Origin of the sequence: Cystobacter fuscus, from assembly GCF_044360685.1 — a bacterium.
In the GTDB taxonomy this organism is placed as follows: domain Bacteria; phylum Myxococcota; class Myxococcia; order Myxococcales; family Myxococcaceae; genus Cystobacter; species Cystobacter fuscus_C.
Genome location: NZ_CP043491.1, coordinates 3,312,987 through 3,331,679, shown reverse-complemented (window position 1 = coordinate 3,331,679; position 18,693 = coordinate 3,312,987). Strand labels below are relative to the sequence as shown.

Sequence of the window (18,693 nt, the reverse complement as noted above, 5' to 3'; positions counted from 1 at the left end):
ATTCGATGCTACGGCAGAACTCCACGCAGGAAGGTGACGTAGACGAAGACCAGGGGCGCGTTGAAGACGAGCGCGTCGATGCGGTCCAGGATGCCCCCATGCCCCGGCATGGCGCGGCCCGAGTCCTTCACCCCATAGGCGCGCTTGAGCATGGACTCGCACAGGTCCCCAATGGGCCCGAGGATGCCGCCGCAAATGCCCAGGAACAGACAGTCCGTCACCGTGAGCAGCGGGAAGAAGCCGGCCCGGGCGATGAACATGCCGACCACCGAGCCCACCAGCCCTCCCGCGAAGCCCTCCCAGGTCTTGTTGGGGCTCACCGCCGGGTAGAGCTTGTGGCGGCCCAGGAACCGCCCGGCGAAGTAGGCGGCGGTGTCATTGGCCCAGGTGATGACGAGCGCGGCGATGACCCACATCAGGCCTTCCTGCATCTGGCGCAGGGCACACATGGCCGTCAGCCCCACCGAGCCGTACAGGAACCCCATCACCAGGTGGGCCACCCGCGTGGGCGCCTCCTGCAAGGGGCCCCGGATGAGGTGGTAGGTGAAGGAGAAGATGAGGAAGAAGGCCGTGACCCAGAAGGCCCCCTCGCCCGTGCGCTCGGGATGGCGCAGGGCCAGCAGGGGCAGCGCGCCGGCGAGCACGATGCCCACCCAGGCCGCGGGCGACAGCTCCTTCTGGGTGATGAGGTAGTACTCGCTGACACAGATGGCCGACGCCACGCCCAACAACAGCGCGGTGTACAGGCCACCCATGTAGAGCAGGAAGACGACGACCGGCAGCAACGACAGCGCCGACACCGCCCGGAGGACGAGATTCTTGTTCTTCTCGTTCACGCCTTGGCCCGCTGGGAGTCCTCTCGCTTGACTTGCGCGGAGGTGAGACCGAAGCGCCGTTCGCGCTGCTGGAACTGCGCCAGACACCGCAGGAAGGCCTCGGTCCGGAAGTCCGGCCACAGCACGTCGCTGAAACACAGCTCCGCGTACGCCATCTGCCAGAGGAGGAAGTTGGACATGCGCTGCTCGCCACTGGTGCGCACCACGAGATCCACCGCGGGCAGATCGTGCGTCCAGAGATAGGACTCGAAGGTCTCGCTGTCCAGGTTCTCGGGCAAGAGCTCGCCCCGGCTGGCGGCCTCGGCCACCCGGCGTGCCGCCTGCAGGAGCTCCTCGCGCCCTCCATAGGAGAGTGCCAGCGTGAGCACCATGCCCGTGTTCTTCGCCGACTCCGCGCGCAGCCGGTCCAACGGCTCCTTCACGAAGCGCGGCAGCTTGTCCACCTCGCCAATGGCGTTGAGGCGGATGCCGTTCTGCAGGATCTCCTCCCGCTCGCTCTCGAGGTACTCGCGCAGCAGGTCCATCAGCGCGGCCACCTCCTCGGCCGGGCGGGCCCAGTTCTGGGAGGAGAAGGCGTAGAGGGTGAGGGCCTTGAGCCCCACGCGGCGGGCACAGCGGGTCACCTCGCGCACGCTGGTGGAGCCCTCGCGGTGGCCCTCCATTCGCGGCAGGCCACGCATCTCCGCCCACCGGCCGTTGCCATCCATGATGATACCCACATGGCTCGGCAGGGGGCGCTCCTGCACGAGTCGCTCGAGGGCTGTCAGAGAAGGGGGTGAGGCAGGGCGTTCCATGAGGGTGCGCAAGATAGAGATCCCACCGGGCCGCGTCCACGGGCGCGTGCGGGAGTGGTCGTCCAACCCCCCCGAGCGGTCGTCCCGTCAACGGGAACGGTCCCTTCCTCCCCAGGCGGGTTCCCGAAGCACCCCTCTTTTCCACCCAGCCGGAATCCAGCCCGGCGGCGAGGGGCCTGGTGGGCGAACCGGGTGGGATGGACGCGCAGGTCGACATCTGGACACCGGGACGCCCGGGAGCCGCCGCGAGGGGGCCCGGCATGCGAGCCTTCCTCGTTCACCCTCGAGAGGAGCACATGGACTCGTCACGCAGGAAGTTCTTGCAACTGGCCGGGATGGCCGCCGTCACGGCGAGCCTGGGGACGCAAGCCGAGGCCGAGGCGGCCGAGGGCCCGACGACCCAGGGCAGCGAGGCCACCAGCCCGGAGGCCATTCCCATGAGGCCGTTCGGCAAGACCGGCGTGAAGGTCTCGGCCATCGGCGTGGGCGGCTTCCACATCGGCAAGCCCCAGGACGAGCAGGTCGGCATCCGCATCATCCAGGAGGCGCTCGACGCGGGCATCAACTTCATGGACAACGCCTGGGACTACAACAAGGGCCGCTCCGAGGAGATCATGGGCAAGGCCCTCAAGGATCGCCGGGACAAGGCGTTCCTGATGACCAAGGTGTGCACGCACGGCCGCGGCAAGGACGTGGCCATGAAGCAGCTGGAGGACTCGCTGCGGCGGCTGCAGACGGACCACCTGGACCTGTGGCAGATCCACGAGGTCGTCTACCCGAACGATCCCGAGCTGCACTTCAAGAAGGACGGCGTGGTGGAGGCGCTCACGCTGGCCAAGAAGCAGGGCAAGGTGCGCTTCGTGGGCTTCACCGGGCACAAGCACCCGGACCTGCACCTGGAGATGCTCAAGCACGGCTACCCGTTCGACGCGGTGCAGATGCCGCTCAACGCCTTCGACGGCTCTTTCCGCAGCTTCGAGCAGCGGGTGCTCCCCGAGGTCCTCCGGCGCAAGATGGCGCCCCTGGGCATGAAGAGCCTGTCGGGCAACGCCGAGCCCGTGAAGAAGGGCGTGGTGACGGTGCAGGAAGCCCTGCGCTACGCGATGAGCCTGCCGGTGGCCGTCACCATCAGCGGCATGGACTCGATCGAGGTCCTCCATCAGAACCTGGCCATCGCACGCGGCTTCAAGCCGATGACGAAGCAGGAGATGGCCGCCCTGCGAAACCGGGTGGCGCCGCTGGCCGCCGACGGCCGCTACGAGCTGTTCAAGTCGACCATGGTCTACGACGGCAACGAGGGCCGGGAGCAGCACGGCTTCCCGCCCCAGGGACAGATGCAGGGCTAGGTGTTAAGGCTGGCAGCCATGACCGTCGCCAGCCGCGTCCTCTCGCGTCTCCTGGAGCTGCCCCCCGCGGACACCCACGACGTCACCGTCGAGCGAGACCTCGAGGTGCCGATGCCCGATGGGGTCAAGCTGCTCGCCGACCGCTACGTTCCTCGGGGAGGCGGGATGTTGCCCACCCTCTTGGTCCGCTCGCCCTATGGCCGGCGGGGCTTCTTCGGGCTCCAGTTCGGAAGGCTCTTCGCCGAGCGCGGCTTCCAGGCGCTCGTCCAGAGCGTGCGCGGCACCTTCGGCTCGGGAGGCCAGCTCGACCCGTTCCGCGACGAGGGCTCCGATGGACTGGCGACGATCGAGTGGATGAAGCGTCAGGAGTGGTTCACCGGTGAGTTCGCCACCGTGGGGCCCAGCTACCTGGGCTTCGTGCAGTGGGCACTCGCGCGCGAGGCGGGGCCCGCCTTGAAGGCGATGGTGGCGCACGAGACGGCGTCCCAGTTCCGCGACCAGACCTACGCGGGCGGTGCCTTCTCGCTCGATACCGTGCTGTCCTGGGTCCACCTCGTGCGCACCCAGGAGAAGACCGGGCTGGGTGGCACGCTCGCGCGGCTCGGCGCGGCCCGCAAGCTCAAGCCCCTCTTCCGGCACCTGCCGTTGAACGAGGTGGACACCCTCGCGGTCGGCGAGCGCGTTGCCTTCTACCAGGACTGGCTCCAACACGACGCGGCGGGCGACCCGTGGTGGAACCCCGCGGACTTCAGCGGCTCGGTCTCCGAGGTCACCGCCCCCGTGCACCTGATCGGCGGCTGGTACGACATCTTCCTGCCCTGGCAGGTGAACGACTACGCCGCGCTCCGCCGGGCCGGGCGCAACCCCTACCTGACCATCGGCCCCTGGACCCACGTCGCTCCCGCGGGGATGGTGGCCGCCGCGCGCGAGTCCCTGGTGTGGCTCAAGGCCCACCTCAAGGGGGAGCGCCATCTGTTGCGAGAGGCGCCCGTGCGCGTCTTCGTCATGGGCGCGAACACCTGGCGCGACTTCCCGGAGTGGCCCCCGCCGGGCGCCCGTCCGCAGCGCTGGCACCTGCAACCCGGCCGGAGCCTGTCACCCGCCACGCCCGAAGCCTCGGAGCCCGACCGCTACCGCTATGATCCGGCCGACCCGACCCCCACCGTGGGCGGCGCGCTCCTGACGCGCGAGGCGGGCCCCCGGGACAACCATGAATTGGAGTCGCGGCCCGACATCCTCACGTACACCAGCGCGCTGCTGGACGAGGACCTCGAGGTCATCGGTCCCGTCCGGGCCGAGCTCTTCGTCCGCTCCAGCCTCGCCCACACCGACTTCTTCGCCCGCCTGTGTGACGTCGACGGCGCGGGCAGGTCCATCAACGTCTGCGATGGACTGCTGCGCCTGGTTCCCGGTAGGCCCGCGCCCGAGCCCGATGGCACCCTGCGCGTCACCCTCGAGCTGTGGCCCACCGCCCACCGGTTCCTCAAGGGCCACCGCCTCCGGCTCCAGGTCTCCAGCGGGGCACACCCGCGCTTCGCCCGGAACCCCGGCAGCGGCGAGCCCCTCGCCACCGCGACGACGCTCGTGCCCGCGGACCAGAGCGTCTTCCACGACCCCGCCCACCCCTCCGCCCTCGTGCTGCCCGTCATGGGCTGAGCGGGAAACTACGCGCGGAACCGGTCCGTGGCCTCGACGAGCGCGTGGGTGATGCCCGGCTCGTACGCCGAGTGCCCCGCGTCCGGGATGATCTTCAGCTCCGCCTCGGGCCAGGCCTTGTGCAGGGCCCAGGCACTCTCGATGGGACAGGGGATGTCGTAGCGGCCCTGGACGATGACGCCCGGGATGTGGCGGATGCGCGGCACGTCGTCCAGGAGCTGGGTGTCATTGCGCAGGAACGCGCGGTGGACGAAGTAGTGGCACTCGATGCGCGCGAAGGCGAGCGAGAACGCGTCCTGGCCGAAGCGCGCGATGAGATCCGTACTGGGCACGAGGTTGCTGGTCCGGGCCTCCCAGACGCTCCAGGCCCGCGCCGCCTCCTGCCGCACCCGGTCATCCTCCCCCATCAGGCGCCGGTGGTAGGCCTGGACCAGGTCTCCACGCTCCTCGGGCGGAATGGGCGCGAGAAAGTCCTCCCACGCATCCGGGAAGAAGGTGTGCGCGCCGTGCTGGTAGAACCAGCGGATCTCCTGCGCGCGCAAGAGGAAGATGCCGCGCAGCACCAGCTCCGTGACGCGCTCCGGGTGCTTCTGGGCGTAGGCCAGCGCGAGCGTGCTGCCCCACGAGCCCCCGAAGACGAGCCACCGCTCGATGCCCAGGTGGCGGCGCAGCGTCTCCATGTCCTCCACGAGGTGCCAGGTGGTGTTCTCCTCCACGCTCGCGTGGGGCGTGCTCCTGCCGCAGCCGCGCTGGTCAAAGAGGATGATGCGGTACGCCGAGGGATCGAAGAAGCGCCGCTGCTTGGGATCCGAGCCCCCGCCCGGCCCTCCGTGGACGAAGACGACCGGCTTGCCCTTCGGGTTGCCGCTCTCCTCGAAGTAGATCTCATGGAGCGCGGATACGCGCAGGTGGCCGGAGTTGTAGGACTCGAGGGGCGGGTAAAGGGAACGAAGCACGGGGGGGGCCATGGCAACCTCTCTTTCGGTCGGGCCGCGCACCCTAGCAGAGGCGTCCCCGCGAAGCGCACGCCTCACGAGCACCCTGTGACGGCGCTCACTCGCCGGATGTTGGCCCCGTCACAGCCTCCCCGCCGCCCTCGGAGCAGAGTGCTTCGTGTCAGGGCAAGCCACTCCCCACGACACGACATTCCCATTCGAGGCCGCCATGTCCCGCATCACGAGCACCGACGTCATCCGCCCCCACACCTTGTCCACCGAGGAGCGCCGCCAGCTCACCGACGACCTCTTCGCCGTCCACCAGCACATCTTCGACGGAGTGGACCGGCAGGCCTTCGCCCGCTACGTCGTCGAATCGAAGGCCGAGCACACGTGGATCCTCGTTCACAAGAACGAGGCGGGCGCCCCCGTCGGCTACTGCGCCGTGCACCTCTTCGAGAAGCAGCTCGGCGGAGAGCCCCTGGCCGTGTTCCGCGCGGAGGCGGGCTCGCTGCGCGCCTACCGGGGAGGCAACGTCAACGCGCGCTTCATCCTGGCGCGGCTGGGGCGCTACATGCTGGAGCATCCGGGCCGGCGCGTGTTCTACCTGGGCTCGTTGGTGCACCCGTCCAGCTACTCGCTGCTCACCAAGTACTTCGGAGAGGTGTGGCCGCGGCGCGAGCAGCAGACGCCACCTGAAATCCTGTCCCTCATGTCCACCCTGGCCTCGGAGTTCGGCCACGAGATGGTGGATCCCTCCCAGCCGCTGGTGCGCCGCGTCGGCTGGCGCACGCGCGAGTCGGAGATGGAGAGGGAGTACTGGAAACACTGCGACAAACCCGCGGCGCGCTACTTCCTCGAGGCCAACCCGGGATACGGCCAGGGGCACGGACTGGTGACGGTGGTGCCCATCACCCCGAGCAACCTGCTGAGCGTCGTCCGGTCGCGGCTGGAACAGCAGCTGCGCCAGCCCCTGGAGAAACTCGCGGCCCGGGTGCAGCGCACGTGGCTCGGGGCCCACCTGCGCTCCACCCAGATGGTTCGCTCGTTGCGCCGCGTGCCGTTCCTCGCCCACCTCGACGAGAGCACCCTGCGCCGCCTCGCCACGCGCGCCGAGCGCCACGTGCTGCCCGCGGGCCAGTACGTCTTCCAGGCGGGCAGCGCCAACGACGAGCTGTACCTGCTCGAGCGCGGCGCGGTCTACGTGCTGGCCCCCACGGCCCAGGGTGAGGCGCTCGTGGACGAGCTCGGTGGCGGCACCGTGTTCGGGGAGAGCGCCCTGCTCACGGGCGAGCGCCGCTCGGCCTCCATCCGCACGGCGACGGCCTCGACGTTGGTGCGCATTCCCCGCTCGGCGCTCCAACCACTGCTCGAGGGGGATGGGCGTCTGCGCGAGGGGATGTGGAAGATGTTCGCCGAGCGGCGCTTCGACGACCTGGTGCGAGGGTTCGAGCGGTACGGGTTCCTCGGACGCAAGGACCGGCTCGGCCTGTTCCAGCACGGCGAGCACCGCGAGCTGACGCCAGGGCAAGTGCATGCGCTCGAGGAGGGCTCCCAGCTGTTCGTGTTGTCGGGCGCGGTGGACTTCGAGCACGAGGGGCTGAGAGTGTCCCAGCGCGGCTCCACACTCCTGGAGGCCCGGCGGCCGCTCCAGGTGGAAGCCCGGGAGAACACGCGGCTCGTCCTCCTGAAGCCGGAGGCGGTGCGGGGAGACGGAAAGGATGAGTCCCCGCGCTTCGCGGCGTAGCACCGGGAGGAGGAGCAACCAGCGCATGAATGTGGCGCGGCCGGAGCCGTCCTTGACCCCAATCCGGCGCTTCGCGCAGGCTTCTCCCTCGTGAGGAACGTCGGAAGGGTGGACGAAACGGTGCCGCACCGGATGGTGCGGACACGGGCCCACCCCATCCTACATTCCCGAGGGAAGGATTCATGCGGAAGAGGACCAGTGGGTTTCACCTGCGGAGCTGGGCGCTGTGCCTGGGAGTGATTGGGGGGGCGTCAGTCCGGGCGCAGGAGGCCGGGAGCGTCTACATCCAGGGCTCGGAAGTGAATCTGCGCGGCAGCGCGAGCACGGATGGGGAGGTGGTGAAGAAGGTCCTCATCGGCACGGAGTGCCAGAAGCTGGAGGGCGCGCAGAAGAAGGGGTGGGTGCGCCTGAAGTGCGGCAAGGCGGAGGGCTTCACGCTGGAGAAGCTCGTGGGGGCGGACAAGCCTGGCCTGGAGACACTGCTGGCGCAGGCCCAGGACGCGGCGAAGAGCGCCAAGGAGCGCCTGGACGCCGCGGCGCGTGCGGCCACGTTGGACCCCCAGAACGAGCAGGCGTCGCAACTGCTCACGCAGCTCTTCTTCGACGTCAACTTCGAGCAACTCGCCAAGGACAAGAAAAAGGGCGGCCTGCACGAGTCCTTCCTCGTCGTGTGCAACCAGAGCATCATGCGGTCGAGTTTCACGCATGAGGAGTGCCTGACTCGGGAATTGGAAAAAATCGAGTACGACTGGCATCAGCTCAGCATCAGGGACAACCGCTTCGTCAGTGCCATGCTCCGGGAGGGGAATCTGGTCGTCTACACCGGGCACATGAAATCCAGGGCGAAGGGCCGATTCGATCCTGACGATGACGAGTTCAGCGTCATCGTTGAATCGCGAAGCAGTTCGACGGTTTCGGATGCGCTCAGAAACTCCTTGCAGAAGGGGGCACGCACCTCGGATCCAAGCCAGAACAAGTACTCGATTATTGATGACGAGTCCGCGGACATGCCGACACTACCTCCCGCAGCATACCAACTACTCCGTTCCCTTCCCCCCGTTTGGTACAACCTGCAAGAGCAATCAGGGGAAAAATTCATCCTGGTGAACTGCGGAGTCATCAGTGGAAACGTGATTCGAGTAGATCTCCATCGGCGCGCAAGCATTCAAACCAGCGATTTGCCCGAAGGAGAATTCCCGCGAAGAGTCGCAAGAATAAAAGACATCTCGAAATCAGACTCCACCTACAACCTACAACTATGCGTTACCCAAAAGTGCCAGACTTCACTAACGATCACCTGGCCAACAAACGAGCCAAGCGTTTCCCAATGGAAGACCGAGCCTCCTGATCCATCGGATGGTTATTACTCCACATCCAAGGGCGCACCCAACAAAATCAAGGTCCGGGACTGCAACCGGGGCATGGAATGACGGCGTAAGGGGGGATGAAAATGGGAATCCAGCAGGAATTCTTCCTGACAGAAAACAAGCAAGGCCTACTGGCTGATACCAACATCGTAGAGAAGGACAGCAAATCCGGAGCTGTTCTTCGCGTCTTCCCTGTCGATCGGTACGAATTTCCTGAGGAAATCAAGCGGCAGTCAAAAGAATGGCATGTAATCAAGGTTCCGCTCCTTGGACAGAAAGTACTGGCCAGTGAAGAGCCGGATTGGTGCGGACGCACATCCGCATCCATGCTCTACAACTACTTCCAACTCCTCCGAGGTGGGGACCAACGTCCAAAATACATTACGCATTCGAGAGCTGGAGACCCGGAATGCGCACTCGACCTCCGATACCCGGGAGGCGAGCGCGCCTTTTTTGGAATCCCTGCTGACAAATCCCAAAGGAAGAACGGATGGACGACCTACCCAAGGGCGGATTACGAAGTAGGGGGTGATTGCCGTGAGCCGAATGGAGAGATCCCGCTTCCTATCGACCGCATCTTCCCCTCGACAGGTGCCCGCCCGACAGGACTTGGAGGTATTCTTCGCTACCGGTCACCGAACTCTAAAAACGAATCCATTGGCAACCTGCTCCCCGACCCCCTGCGGCACGCCGCCGAAGAGATAAAAGGCAGCGAAACCCGTCTCCGGGAGAGATTTGCCCATATCATCGAGTGCCTGCGGGCCAACAATCCTGTAGTCATCTACACGGGTATCGGGATGCGGAGCAAGAAGCTCGGCAACCCCCTCCACATCATCGCCATTGTTGGTTATTGCATCATCAACGTCGGCTCGGAGGAGCAGCTTTGGCTGGTGACTGCTGATCCATCCTCGAAGTTTACCCTCGCCCAAAACGGACGGCTCTCCGCACCAAACCCTGGAGGAGCTGTGGACTTGGGCGGCAGAATTGGTCCAACGCACATGCTCTTCAGGATGCGTTCTGGAATCAGCCCCAAGGGGTTCGCCCTAGAAGGGTTCGCATCCTTCAATCTGGTACGAGCCAAGGTCTTCTTTGAAAAGAACCCAGAAACCATCAGCTCCAATTACAACCTGTTCTTGGATCACTCGCAGCGCCCCTGCGGGCACTATTGCTACCGGGAAACACGGACCGACGCTCCTCCCGAGGTGGTCGACAGCAGCTTCAACCGGCCCCGATACAGCTTTCCCCTGAGGGGAAACACCGTCTCCACCAGCCCCTGGCAGGGCTACCACAACAACGAGTCGCTCGACACCGGCATCGGCGGCTATTACGTGCTCGGCCTCCAGCGCAACCTCCACGGCGGTGTCCATTTCTTCCCGCCCGCGGAGCAGAAGCTCGCCCCCGTCAATGCCGCCGCCCCCGGTTATGTCGTGGCCGCCCGCCTTCCCGGTGACAAGGCCCCGTGCCTCCAGGACGGCGTCCTCGAGTCCTTCGGCAACTGGCCGGGGTTCGTCCTCGTCCGCCACGAGCTCGAGGAGATGCCCTCCGACTCGCAGGCCCAACCCCGCCGGGGCACGTTCTACTCGCTCTACATGCATCTGAGCTCCCCTGTCTTTCCGCCGGGCGTCGCGGACAAGCCGAGCCAGAAGCCCTCGATGCTGGACAACTACTTCAGCCAGGTCCCCTGGTTCCGCGAGCTGTACAAGCGGCGCTTCGGGGCCTGGGTCAACATCTCCGGCCAGGGAGCCGAGCCCGGCACGCTGCGCTGGGCCCAGGAGCCGGTTCCCCCCTCCGACCAGGAGCCCCCCAAGCCCGGCGGCCCGAAGCGGGTCTGCAAGGTGCTCGCCGACAACCTCTCGCTCGAAGACATCACCGTCTGTGACGACAAGGGGCAGGTCCACTGGCTCTACAAGGCGCCCCCGGCCAATCTCAAGGCCGCGCTGGCCGCGCTCGAAAAGGGTCAGGTCATCACCTTCGCGGAGCCCTTCTTCCCCGTGGAGGCCGGAGAGCTCCTCGGCTTCTTGCGCCCCCTGCCCGGCCACAGCGCGATCCTCCACGGCCATCTCAAGGACTTCGAGGACGAGCGCAATGCCCCGGAGTCCGCCCGCAAGAGCAAGGAGATGAAGCTCGACGCGGGGTTCATGCACTTCCAGGTGTTCAGCCCGGAAGACGCCCCCGACAATGGCATCAAGCTGCTCGTCGAGCTGGCGGAGAAGCTCGACACCAAGGGCGGCGGCAAGCCCCGGTTCGTCGAACTCAAGGAGGACACCCAGGACAACTTCCTGGAGCTCGATGAGATCAAGAACCATCTCACGACGACCCTCCCCCCAGAGGATCAGGCGGACTTCAACAAGGCGACCCATCAGTATTTCGCCCAGTCCAGCCAGTCCGATGACGACGGTTTCGGCTACGGCCCCGCCGTCGCGAACTTCCTCGACCAGAACACCTCCTTCGCACCCCAGGCCAAGGCCCCCGAGTGGGAGTCCTGCCACCGCTTCAACTACCCGCTGACGCTCGAGATCGAAACCGTCTACCTGCCTCCTCCGGAGAAGAACAGCATGGTCTCCGGCGGCAGCTACAAGCTCGAGCTGCACTTCGAACGAGCGAACGGGGACGACTGGACGCCCATGCCGCGCCCCCGCAAGGGCTGCGCTTGTGGTCCCTTCGCGGGGAACAGCACGGGTTGCAAGCCGGCGACCCTCGAGATCAACGCGAAGAAGCTCGGCGAGGCCAAGAACGGAGTGCTCTCGTTCTCGTTGATGGTGCCCGCGCTCGCCGAGCGGATGAGACTCAAGGCGGCGAGCGGCTTCGTCATCGACCAGACCATGTCCCTGCCGGGCGCCGATGGCCGGATGTTCGTCGAGGGCATCACCCGGCGCTGGCGCAACGTCCGTCTCATCCAGAAGAACGAGTGGGTCCCCCAGAACGCCAGGACGGTCCTCAAGAAGTTGATCGCCGCGCTCGAGGAGCAGGGCCAGCAGCATCCGAAGGAAGAGGATGTGTCACAGGTCGCGTGGTGTGACCCGGAGAAGGAAGCCCACATCCCCCGGATCATCGAGGGCGAGGAGAAGGCCAGCACGCCCCTCTTCTCCGACTCGGGCCCGCTCGCGCCGAGCCACCTGCTCGAGAACCTGCACCCGGTCACGTCCGTCTGGCTGCTCAACGTGCTCGACAAGCAGAAGAAGGCCGTCGTGCGCGACAACTGGCCCGTACCGGGCTTCCGCAAGGAAGACCCGAGCCCGCTCTACTTCGGTGGCGTGAAGAAGGCGGGCGAGCGGCACCTGGGTGAAAGCCTCCTGGTGACCGTCATCGACGAGGACTACGGCTACGACAAGGAGAACCGGGTCTCGATTCTCGCCCGGCAGGGAGCGAAGACACTCACGATCGCCTCGGGCCGGCAGTTCGCCCCCGGGGGGAACATCGTGCAACCCCTCCCGCTGTCCTTCTGGGGCGATTGGACCCTGGAGCTCACCGACACCGCGACACCGCCCAAGACCCTGTCCCCCAGGCACTCGTCCGAGCTTCTCCAGACGAAGTTCTCCATCCCCCGCCCGAAGCTCATGGGGGAGTTGGACGGCGAGGATCCCATCGTCATCGAGCAGCCCATCCGGCTGGCGGATGGAAGCTGGCGCTGGTTCTTCCCCTTCGAGGAGCCCGCCCCGCTCGAGCTGCCGGGCTTCATCTCGTTGCGGCTCAGCGAGACGCCCCAGGGCCCCGGTACGCCCCAAACCGAGGCGATGATCCCGTTCACCGCGCGTCCCGTGCAGCCCAGCGAGGAGCCTCTGATCAATGACAAGCTGTTCAAGCGGGATGAGGCCAACAAGGACTTCATCGTCGGCCTGACAGAGGAGGGGGAGAAGGTCCTCTCGAAAGGAAAGCAGACGCTCTTCCTCATCAAGGACCGCGTCTCCTTCAAGGACTGCCTGGCGGCCATGGACATCCGCGTGGGCTGGGGGCTCGTGAAGGGGCTCGCCCTGCTCAAGGAGAAGAAACTCCCCTTCGAGTTGCTGAAGATCAAAGAGGACGGTCTGTCCTGCTCCCTCCAGCTCGATGGCAAGCCGGACAAGCACCAGGCCGCCCTCGCGGAGCAGAACGCGCAGGTGGAGAAGCTGGTCACGAAGGGCAAGAAGACGACCCTCGACGTCCGCTTCGCGTCCGCCCGCTGCGAGGATCCACGGCAGCAGGCCCTGTGGCTCTTCGACGAGACGTGCGAGTTCATCCTCAAGAACAAGCCCACGACGACGAAGTCCAAGCTCGGCGCCCTCGCCTACTCGAAATACGAGAGCGCCTGCCGCGCGGGCCAGTCCCCACGCCTGCACGTCATGCTCGTGGCGGCGCTCGGCCAGGTCGCCGCCCAGAACAAGAAGCTGCCTCCGCTCGTGCGCATTGAAACCGGGGGCCTCGCATGCGTCCTCAACGTCGAGGGCAAAGGCGTGGCGGACCGGGTGCGTGTGGCCGCCGCGGAGGCGGGCACCTTCGACGTGGATGTGGCGGACCCCGCGGACAAGCGGCTCGTGCGCCTCACCGCGCACCCCGGACGCAAGAACTGGTTGTCCGTCTCCTTCCACCCCGGCCGGCTCTTCGACCTGCTCGCCCGGGGAGACCTCCCGCCTGGCGCCGAGCGCTTCTATTGGTTCGACTTCACCGCCCTGAGCGGGCTCCCCCTGCTGTACCCCTTTGGTGGCGAGACCACCGGCGAGGGCGATGGTTCCATCACGCGGGCGCGCTTCGAGGAGTTGAAGGCGGAGGCGTCCGACAGCCTGCGCATCTCCCACCCCCGGCCGGGCCTGTACCGGAAGGTGGGCTTTCGCCCGATGGATCCCCAGACGCGTGCCGTGCTCGCCTTCAAGCCCGTTCCCAAGAGGGAGGTGTGCGAGCTGGAGATTTCCGCGTGCGTGTCCGGAACGCCCGAGGATCTCAACAAGTTCACCGCCCGCTTCTCCCGCCTCCTCCCGGGAAGCCAGAAGTGGGAGGTCCTCAAGAATTTCGCCGCGTTGAAACCCAAGAAGCTCGCCGTCCGGAGCGGAGAGGGCGTGGCGGACTGGCTCGTCTCGGCGCGCGTGCCCTACCCCGCCGGAAGCAAGGCCGCGAGCCTTGAGGGGGTCCATCAATTCAAGCTGGAGCTCGTCTCGGTCGATCCGGGCGCCGACCTCAAGAGCCTGCAGGCGGAAGGAAAGTATGACTTCACGCCCCGATGGGAGGGCGGCCTGAAGGTGGAGCGCAAGGGCGAGGTGGTGGAGGTCCGCGGCCACGCCGAGGGCGTCGAGGTGCCGGTGCCCGGCACGAAGGACGCCGCCGGCTGGGCAGTCGCCCGAGAATTCGAGCTCGTCATCGACTTCGACTCGAAGGACAAAGCTCCCGACAGCAGCACCCCGAAGCCGAAGCCGGAGTACATCCGGTACGCCACGCCGCACCCGACCACTCCACGCGGGGGTTGTGATCCGAACGGCGACTTCGTCGCGACCGTCGAGGTCCAGGCGCTGGTTCCCCGCGTCCAGTACCAGTTCTCGGTCCGGCGCCCGCTCGACGCCAAGAGCAAGAAGCCGAGGCCCGTGCGCCAGACCGACATGAAGCCGTGCAGCGCCCCCTTCAAACTCGAGAGCTGAGCCGCGCCCAGGAAAGGAACCCCACATGGCACCCACCGAGAACGCTCCTGGGAGCGAAGCGCCCTCCACGACCTGCCACCTTCCGCTGGGCTACGACGGGGTCGTGCGGATCCGGGCGGCGCCTCGCATCAAGCTCACGCCCAAGCGCCAGGAGCAGCCCGCGCCGCGAGACCTGAACGACTGGCCCATCCAGATAGGCGGCGAATGCGAGAACGTGATCGAGCCGATACCGTGCCGGCTCGAATGGATCATCCAGGGGGACAGCCTCGCCGACAAGCGGGCCTCCCATCCACGCGAGACCTTGCTCGTTCCCAAGGGGAAGACCTTCCAGGTCCTGGAGAAGGATGCCACGGGGCACCGGCCGCTGCGTGTCTCCATCCTGGAACTCGGCCTCATTGGCACGGGGCGCATGGGCTACCGGATCGAGCCGTCCCTCTTCGGCAATGAAGCCGCCGAGATCCTCCCCACGGCTCTCGAGGGCATCGCCTACGCGTTGAAGGCGGACATCCACTTCAGCCTCCTCGCCCCCGCATTCGAGGAGCAATTCCAGAAGGTGATCGGCCTGCTCGGGACGCACGTCGGGTCCGGCATCCAGCTCGAGCCGAACTTCTGCGAGCTCTTCAAGGGGCTCCAGGCGACGGTGGACATCCATCCCACGCCGCCCGAGGGGCTGGAGCCCGATGAGCAGGCGACGGTCCGGATGGAGTGGGTGGTCGGGGATTCCGCGGCGGCCACGCGCTTGCGGTGGAAGGTGGGGTTCGCCTCCACGCCAGGCGATGCGGAGGGGGAGTGGAACCAGGACCACCTCCTGGCGACAGGTGGAGTCGAGTCGACGCCGAAGCTCGCGTTCCAGTATCAGCTCACGCTCACACGCCCGCCTCCTCCCGCCCCGGAGAAGAAGGAGAAGAGCGCCCAGAAGCCGGCCGCGCCGCTGGAACAGCTCCGGCCACTCCCCCGGCCCGCGCTCACGGTGGACAGGCCCCGGTTGACGGACTTCACGGTGTCGCTGAACAACGGCGAACTGGCCATCCAGGGCGCGTTCGAGGGCTTCCACGAAAACGTGGCGCTGGACCTGCAACTCAAGCCCTACGTCCTGTACACGGAGGCGGACACCCAACGCATCGAGGAGCTGGGCGACTACCTGGAGGGCTTCCTCATGGAGCTGCTCTCCGAGCGCCGGTTCAACGCGGGAGACCACTCCCGCGCGCCCCGGAACGAGGATTTCCTCTTCATGGCGACGTGCTCCCCGGATGACATCCAGGCGCGGCTGGCTCCGCTGGAGAACCTGACGGTCACGAGCCGCCAGAACAGGTTCCAGCTCACGCTCTTCAATTTGAAGTCCCTGCCGCGCGAGGACGTGCAGGCGCTCAAGAAGGTCAAGGGCCTGGAGGTGTTCGTGGTGATGACGCCCATGCCTCACGGGGCGGACAAGAACGTGCCCGTCTGGGCCCTCACGGACTACGCGGCGCGCGAGGGCCACAACGCCTCCGCCGGCTTCGCCCCCTTCGACTCCGGCGCGTTCGTCTCACGCGTCTTCGCCTCGGGGGTCTGCACCTCCAACTACGTCACCCCCTCGGGCCACATCGAGGCGCTCTACTCGCCCATGCCCGTCATCCCCGCGGACCGGCGGGAGGAGTTCGAGATCTTCGTCGCCACCATCTGTGGTGAGTCCATCGGTCAGAGCCCGACGGCTTGGGCGGGTGTCGCCCACACGATCATGAACCGGGTGGGACGCAAATACGAAATCTGGGAACGATGCCTCTCGGCGGCCGAGATCATCCAGAACACGGGCTTCGAGGCCTACCAGAAGACCCTCTATCAGGAGGCCATCCGATGCATGCGGGCGCCCGCCCATTCACAGATGAAGGATCGCGACAAGGTGAAGGCCATCATCGACGTGGTGACGCCCATCTTCATGCGACAGGCGGGAAACATGGGCGACGTGGTCTACTTCTACAGTCCGCGAGCCCAGAGCGACAAGGGCCGCTCCACCCCCGCCTTCGTGTCTCAAGGCGGTGACAAGACCCTGGTCTGCATCAACAACCAGCTCTTCAAGACCGCTCCGGGGGAGAAGAGGCCGGACGACTTCCTGTTCTACGCGTTCAAGAACCCGGAGAAGTGGCCGCACATGACGCAGGAGGAGATCCGCCAGGCGCGCAAGGCCCGCGCGGACAAGAAGAGCGGATAGGCCACGGGTCAAGTGGCGTGGGAAAATCCTCTTTTGAATCCCAACAGGGTGCCGAGGGAGGAACCAGCGAGGAGCCGAGTGCACCCGAGGTGGTTTGACCCCGGCGCGATGGACTCTCTAGGATCTTCCGCCTGATGCTTCCCATGGTCATCGGCGGGTACCGTGTCCTCGAGACACTCGGAAGTGGGGGAGTCGGAACCGTCTACCGGGCTCTGGATGGACAGACCAGCGAGCCGGTCGCCCTCAAGGTGCTGTCGGGAGGTCCCACCCGGGACTCCCGCGCGGCACGTCGGCTGCTGCGCGAGTTCGAAACCCTCACGGACCTCTCACACCCCAATGTGGTGAAGGTCTACGACACGGGCATGTTCCAGAGCTCGCCCTACCTCGTCATGGAGCTCATCGAGGGGCTCACCCTGCGCGACTACCTCGCCTTGAAGTCGGAAGCGCCACGCGTCCCGCCCGTGCGTGCGAAGGCAAGCCTGGAGCGCTCCGAGGACGAGTCCGGGGAAGACGGGTCCGAGCCGTCGGGCGTGCTGAAGTTCGATCTGTCGGCCTTCGCCGAGGAGTCCCCCAGCGAGGATTACGACGTCATGCGCTCGGCTTCCACGGAAGCGCCGGGGCGGATGTCACGCGCGCCGGTGGAGCCCTGGCTGGACTCGGACTCGGACGACCTGGATCCGCTGGACTTCGAGCCGCCGGACGACAGGGCGAGGCCCCATGCCCCTCCGGAGACGCGCGAGTCGGTGCTGCGGCTGGAGGAGCTCAACCGGCCGGAGCGGATGGGCCGGCTCAAGGACTCGCTGCTCCAGGTGTGCGAGGCGCTCGCGTACATCCACGCGCACGGGCTGGTGCACCGCGACCTGAAGCCCTCCAACATCATGGTGGACGAGGACCGGCAAGTGCGGCTGATGGACTTCGGCCTGGCGAAGTTCCTCGCGGATGACGCGGGGATGACCCTGGACGGCCGCCTGGTGGGCACGCTGCGCTACATGGCGCCGGAGCAGATCCTGGGCGAGCCGCTGGATGGGCGCACGGACCTCTACAGCCTGGGCGTCGTGCTCTACGAGCTGCTGACGGGCCGGCCTCCTTTTGACGCGAAGTCCCCGGTGGACTTGTGGCACAAGGTGCTGGAAACCGAGCCCCCTCCCCTCTTGGCCCTCAACCCCCGGGCGGATCCCCAACTGGCGCGGGTGGCGCATCGACTCCTCCGCAAGGAACCGGATGACCGGTTCCAGACGGCGGAGGAAGTCTACGAGGCACTCTCCGAGTGAACGCGAGCGCGACGACGCACACGCTGGTGGTGGAGGCGGACAAGGCCGGGCAGCGGGTGGACCTCTTCATCGGAGAGGCCCTGGGGCTGTCGCGCGCGAGGCTCAAGAAGCTCTTCGACGCGGGCGCGGTGAAGGTGGACGGCCGCACGGCGAAGAAGGGGCTCCTCGTCACGGCGGGCCAGCGCATTGGCGTGGTGGTGCCCGAGGAGCGGCGCGAGGTGGTGCCGGAGCCCGGAGCGCCCCTGGTGGTGCTGCACGAGGACGAGGCGCTCGTCTTCCTGGACAAGCCCGCGGGCACCCCGTCCCACCCCTTGCAGCCGGGCGAGACGGGCACGCTGGCCAACGCCCTGGTGGGGCGCCACCCCGAGTGCGCCGGAGCCTCGGAGGACGAGCGCGAGGGCGGGCTGTGCCACCGGCTGGACATCGAGACGTCCGGGGTGATGGTGGCGGCGCGCACGCGCGAGGCGTGGGCGGCGGTGCGCGAGGCGTTCGGCGGGCGCGCGGTGGACAAGCGCTACTGGGCGCTGGTGACGGGACCCCTGGCGGACGAGGGAGAAATCGAGCTGCCCCTGCGCCACCACCCACGGCATCCGGACCGGGTGGAGCCCGCGGTGGAGGGCGGCGAGGGGGCGCGCGAGGCGCACTCGGAGTTCCGCGTGCTGGCGCGCGAGGGCGAGTACAGCTTCGTGGAGGTGCGCATCTCCACGGGCGTGCTGCACCAGGTGCGCGCCCACCTGGCCGCGGTGGGCGCCCCCATCGTGGGCGACGCGCTGTACGAGGGCCGCGAGGAGCCGGGGCTCGGCCGCTTCTTCCTGCACGCCCGCGCGCTCGAGCTCACGCACCCGGTGACGCAAAAGCCCGTGCGCGTCACGAGTCCCCTGCCCCCGGAGCTGCGCGCCGTGCTGGAAAAGCACGCCCTCTCCGTGCCGCCCGGCGCGTGAGGCGTGTCG

The 18,693-nt window shown here is 67.0% G+C and carries 12 protein-coding genes; 8 read left to right on the top strand and 4 right to left on the bottom strand.

The annotated features are described in order from the left end of the window. Nucleotides 1-8 precede the first annotated feature (8 nt). Both F0U63_RS13720 and F0U63_RS13715 read right to left on the bottom strand, forming a co-directional pair. Entirely contained in the window at nucleotides 9-836 is an 828-nt protein-coding gene (locus F0U63_RS13720; RefSeq protein ID WP_395846345.1) for a phosphatidate cytidylyltransferase, read from the bottom strand. Continuing rightward, on the bottom strand, nucleotides 833-1,630 hold the full coding sequence (locus tag F0U63_RS13715; protein ID WP_395846344.1) for an isoprenyl transferase: 798 nt from the start codon (nucleotides 1,628-1,630) through the stop codon (nucleotides 833-835). Before F0U63_RS13715 ends, F0U63_RS13720 begins: the two co-directional genes overlap by 4 nt. Nucleotides 1,631-1,926: 296 nt before the next feature. Here F0U63_RS13715 and F0U63_RS13710 point away from each other — a divergent pair, with 296 nt between their 5' ends. Together F0U63_RS13710 and F0U63_RS13705 are read left to right on the top strand one after the other, a co-directional pair. Continuing rightward, nucleotides 1,927-2,976 carry an aldo/keto reductase gene (locus F0U63_RS13710; RefSeq protein ID WP_395846343.1) on the top strand — a complete coding sequence of 350 codons (1,050 nt, stop codon included), beginning with the start codon at nucleotides 1,927-1,929 and terminating at the stop codon, nucleotides 2,974-2,976. An 18-nt stretch (nucleotides 2,977-2,994) separates the two neighbouring features. Continuing rightward, complete coding sequence (locus F0U63_RS13705) at nucleotides 2,995-4,632, top strand: CocE/NonD family hydrolase (RefSeq protein WP_395846342.1); 1,638 nt, start codon at nucleotides 2,995-2,997, stop codon at nucleotides 4,630-4,632. An 8-nt stretch (nucleotides 4,633-4,640) separates the two neighbouring features. Here F0U63_RS13705 and pip read toward each other — a convergent pair whose 3' ends face one another. Then, on the bottom strand, nucleotides 4,641-5,600 hold the full coding sequence (gene pip, locus F0U63_RS13700; RefSeq protein WP_395846341.1) for a prolyl aminopeptidase: 960 nt from the start codon (nucleotides 5,598-5,600) through the stop codon (nucleotides 4,641-4,643). Between the two features lie 196 nt (nucleotides 5,601-5,796). Here pip and F0U63_RS13695 point away from each other — a divergent pair, with 196 nt between their 5' ends. Continuing rightward, a complete protein-coding gene (locus F0U63_RS13695; RefSeq protein WP_395846340.1) occupies nucleotides 5,797-7,314 on the top strand; it encodes a Crp/Fnr family transcriptional regulator in 1,518 nt (505 codons plus the stop codon). A 182-nt stretch (nucleotides 7,315-7,496) separates the two neighbouring features. Beyond that, on the top strand, nucleotides 7,497-8,744 hold the full coding sequence (locus F0U63_RS13690; protein ID WP_395846339.1) for a hypothetical protein: 1,248 nt from the start codon (nucleotides 7,497-7,499) through the stop codon (nucleotides 8,742-8,744). A gap of 569 nt (nucleotides 8,745-9,313) precedes the next feature. Here the strand turns inward: F0U63_RS13690 and F0U63_RS13685 are convergent. Beyond that, on the bottom strand, nucleotides 9,314-9,610 hold the full coding sequence (locus tag F0U63_RS13685; RefSeq protein ID WP_395846338.1) for a hypothetical protein: 297 nt from the start codon (nucleotides 9,608-9,610) through the stop codon (nucleotides 9,314-9,316). A gap of 204 nt (nucleotides 9,611-9,814) precedes the next feature. Between F0U63_RS13685 and F0U63_RS13680 the strand changes: the two genes are divergently transcribed. The 4 genes from F0U63_RS13680 (at nucleotide 9,815) to F0U63_RS13665 (ending at nucleotide 18,684) form a co-directional block, all read left to right on the top strand. Then, a complete protein-coding gene (locus tag F0U63_RS13680) occupies nucleotides 9,815-14,284 on the top strand; it encodes a hypothetical protein (RefSeq protein WP_395846337.1) in 4,470 nt (1,489 codons plus the stop codon). Nucleotides 14,285-14,309: 25 nt separating this feature from the next. Further along, nucleotides 14,310-16,472, top strand: coding sequence for a hypothetical protein (locus tag F0U63_RS13675; protein ID WP_395846336.1), 2,163 nt, complete (start codon nucleotides 14,310-14,312; stop codon nucleotides 16,470-16,472). A gap of 134 nt (nucleotides 16,473-16,606) precedes the next feature. Further along, on the top strand, nucleotides 16,607-17,743 hold the full coding sequence (locus F0U63_RS13670) for a serine/threonine-protein kinase (RefSeq protein ID WP_395846335.1): 1,137 nt from the start codon (nucleotides 16,607-16,609) through the stop codon (nucleotides 17,741-17,743). Further along, a complete protein-coding gene (locus tag F0U63_RS13665; protein ID WP_395846334.1) occupies nucleotides 17,740-18,684 on the top strand; it encodes an RluA family pseudouridine synthase in 945 nt (314 codons plus the stop codon). Before F0U63_RS13670 ends, F0U63_RS13665 begins: the two co-directional genes overlap by 4 nt. Nucleotides 18,685-18,693: the final 9 nt, after the last annotated feature.

Excerpts from the sequence above, each read along its gene's own strand:
- F0U63_RS13715 (WP_395846344.1), bottom strand. The coding sequence starts at position 1,630 with ATGGAACGCCCTGCCTCACCCCCTTCTCTGACAGCCCTCGAGCGACTC.
- F0U63_RS13710 (WP_395846343.1), top strand. The coding sequence starts at position 1,927 with ATGGACTCGTCACGCAGGAAGTTCTTGCAACTGGCCGGGATGGCCGCC.
- F0U63_RS13705 (WP_395846342.1), top strand. The coding sequence starts at position 2,995 with ATGACCGTCGCCAGCCGCGTCCTCTCGCGTCTCCTGGAGCTGCCCCCC.
- pip (WP_395846341.1), bottom strand. The coding sequence starts at position 5,600 with ATGGCCCCCCCCGTGCTTCGTTCCCTTTACCCGCCCCTCGAGTCCTAC.
- F0U63_RS13695 (WP_395846340.1), top strand. The coding sequence starts at position 5,797 with ATGTCCCGCATCACGAGCACCGACGTCATCCGCCCCCACACCTTGTCC.
- F0U63_RS13690 (WP_395846339.1), top strand. The coding sequence starts at position 7,497 with ATGCGGAAGAGGACCAGTGGGTTTCACCTGCGGAGCTGGGCGCTGTGC.
- F0U63_RS13675 (WP_395846336.1), top strand. The coding sequence starts at position 14,310 with ATGGCACCCACCGAGAACGCTCCTGGGAGCGAAGCGCCCTCCACGACC.
- F0U63_RS13670 (WP_395846335.1), top strand. The coding sequence starts at position 16,607 with ATGCTTCCCATGGTCATCGGCGGGTACCGTGTCCTCGAGACACTCGGA.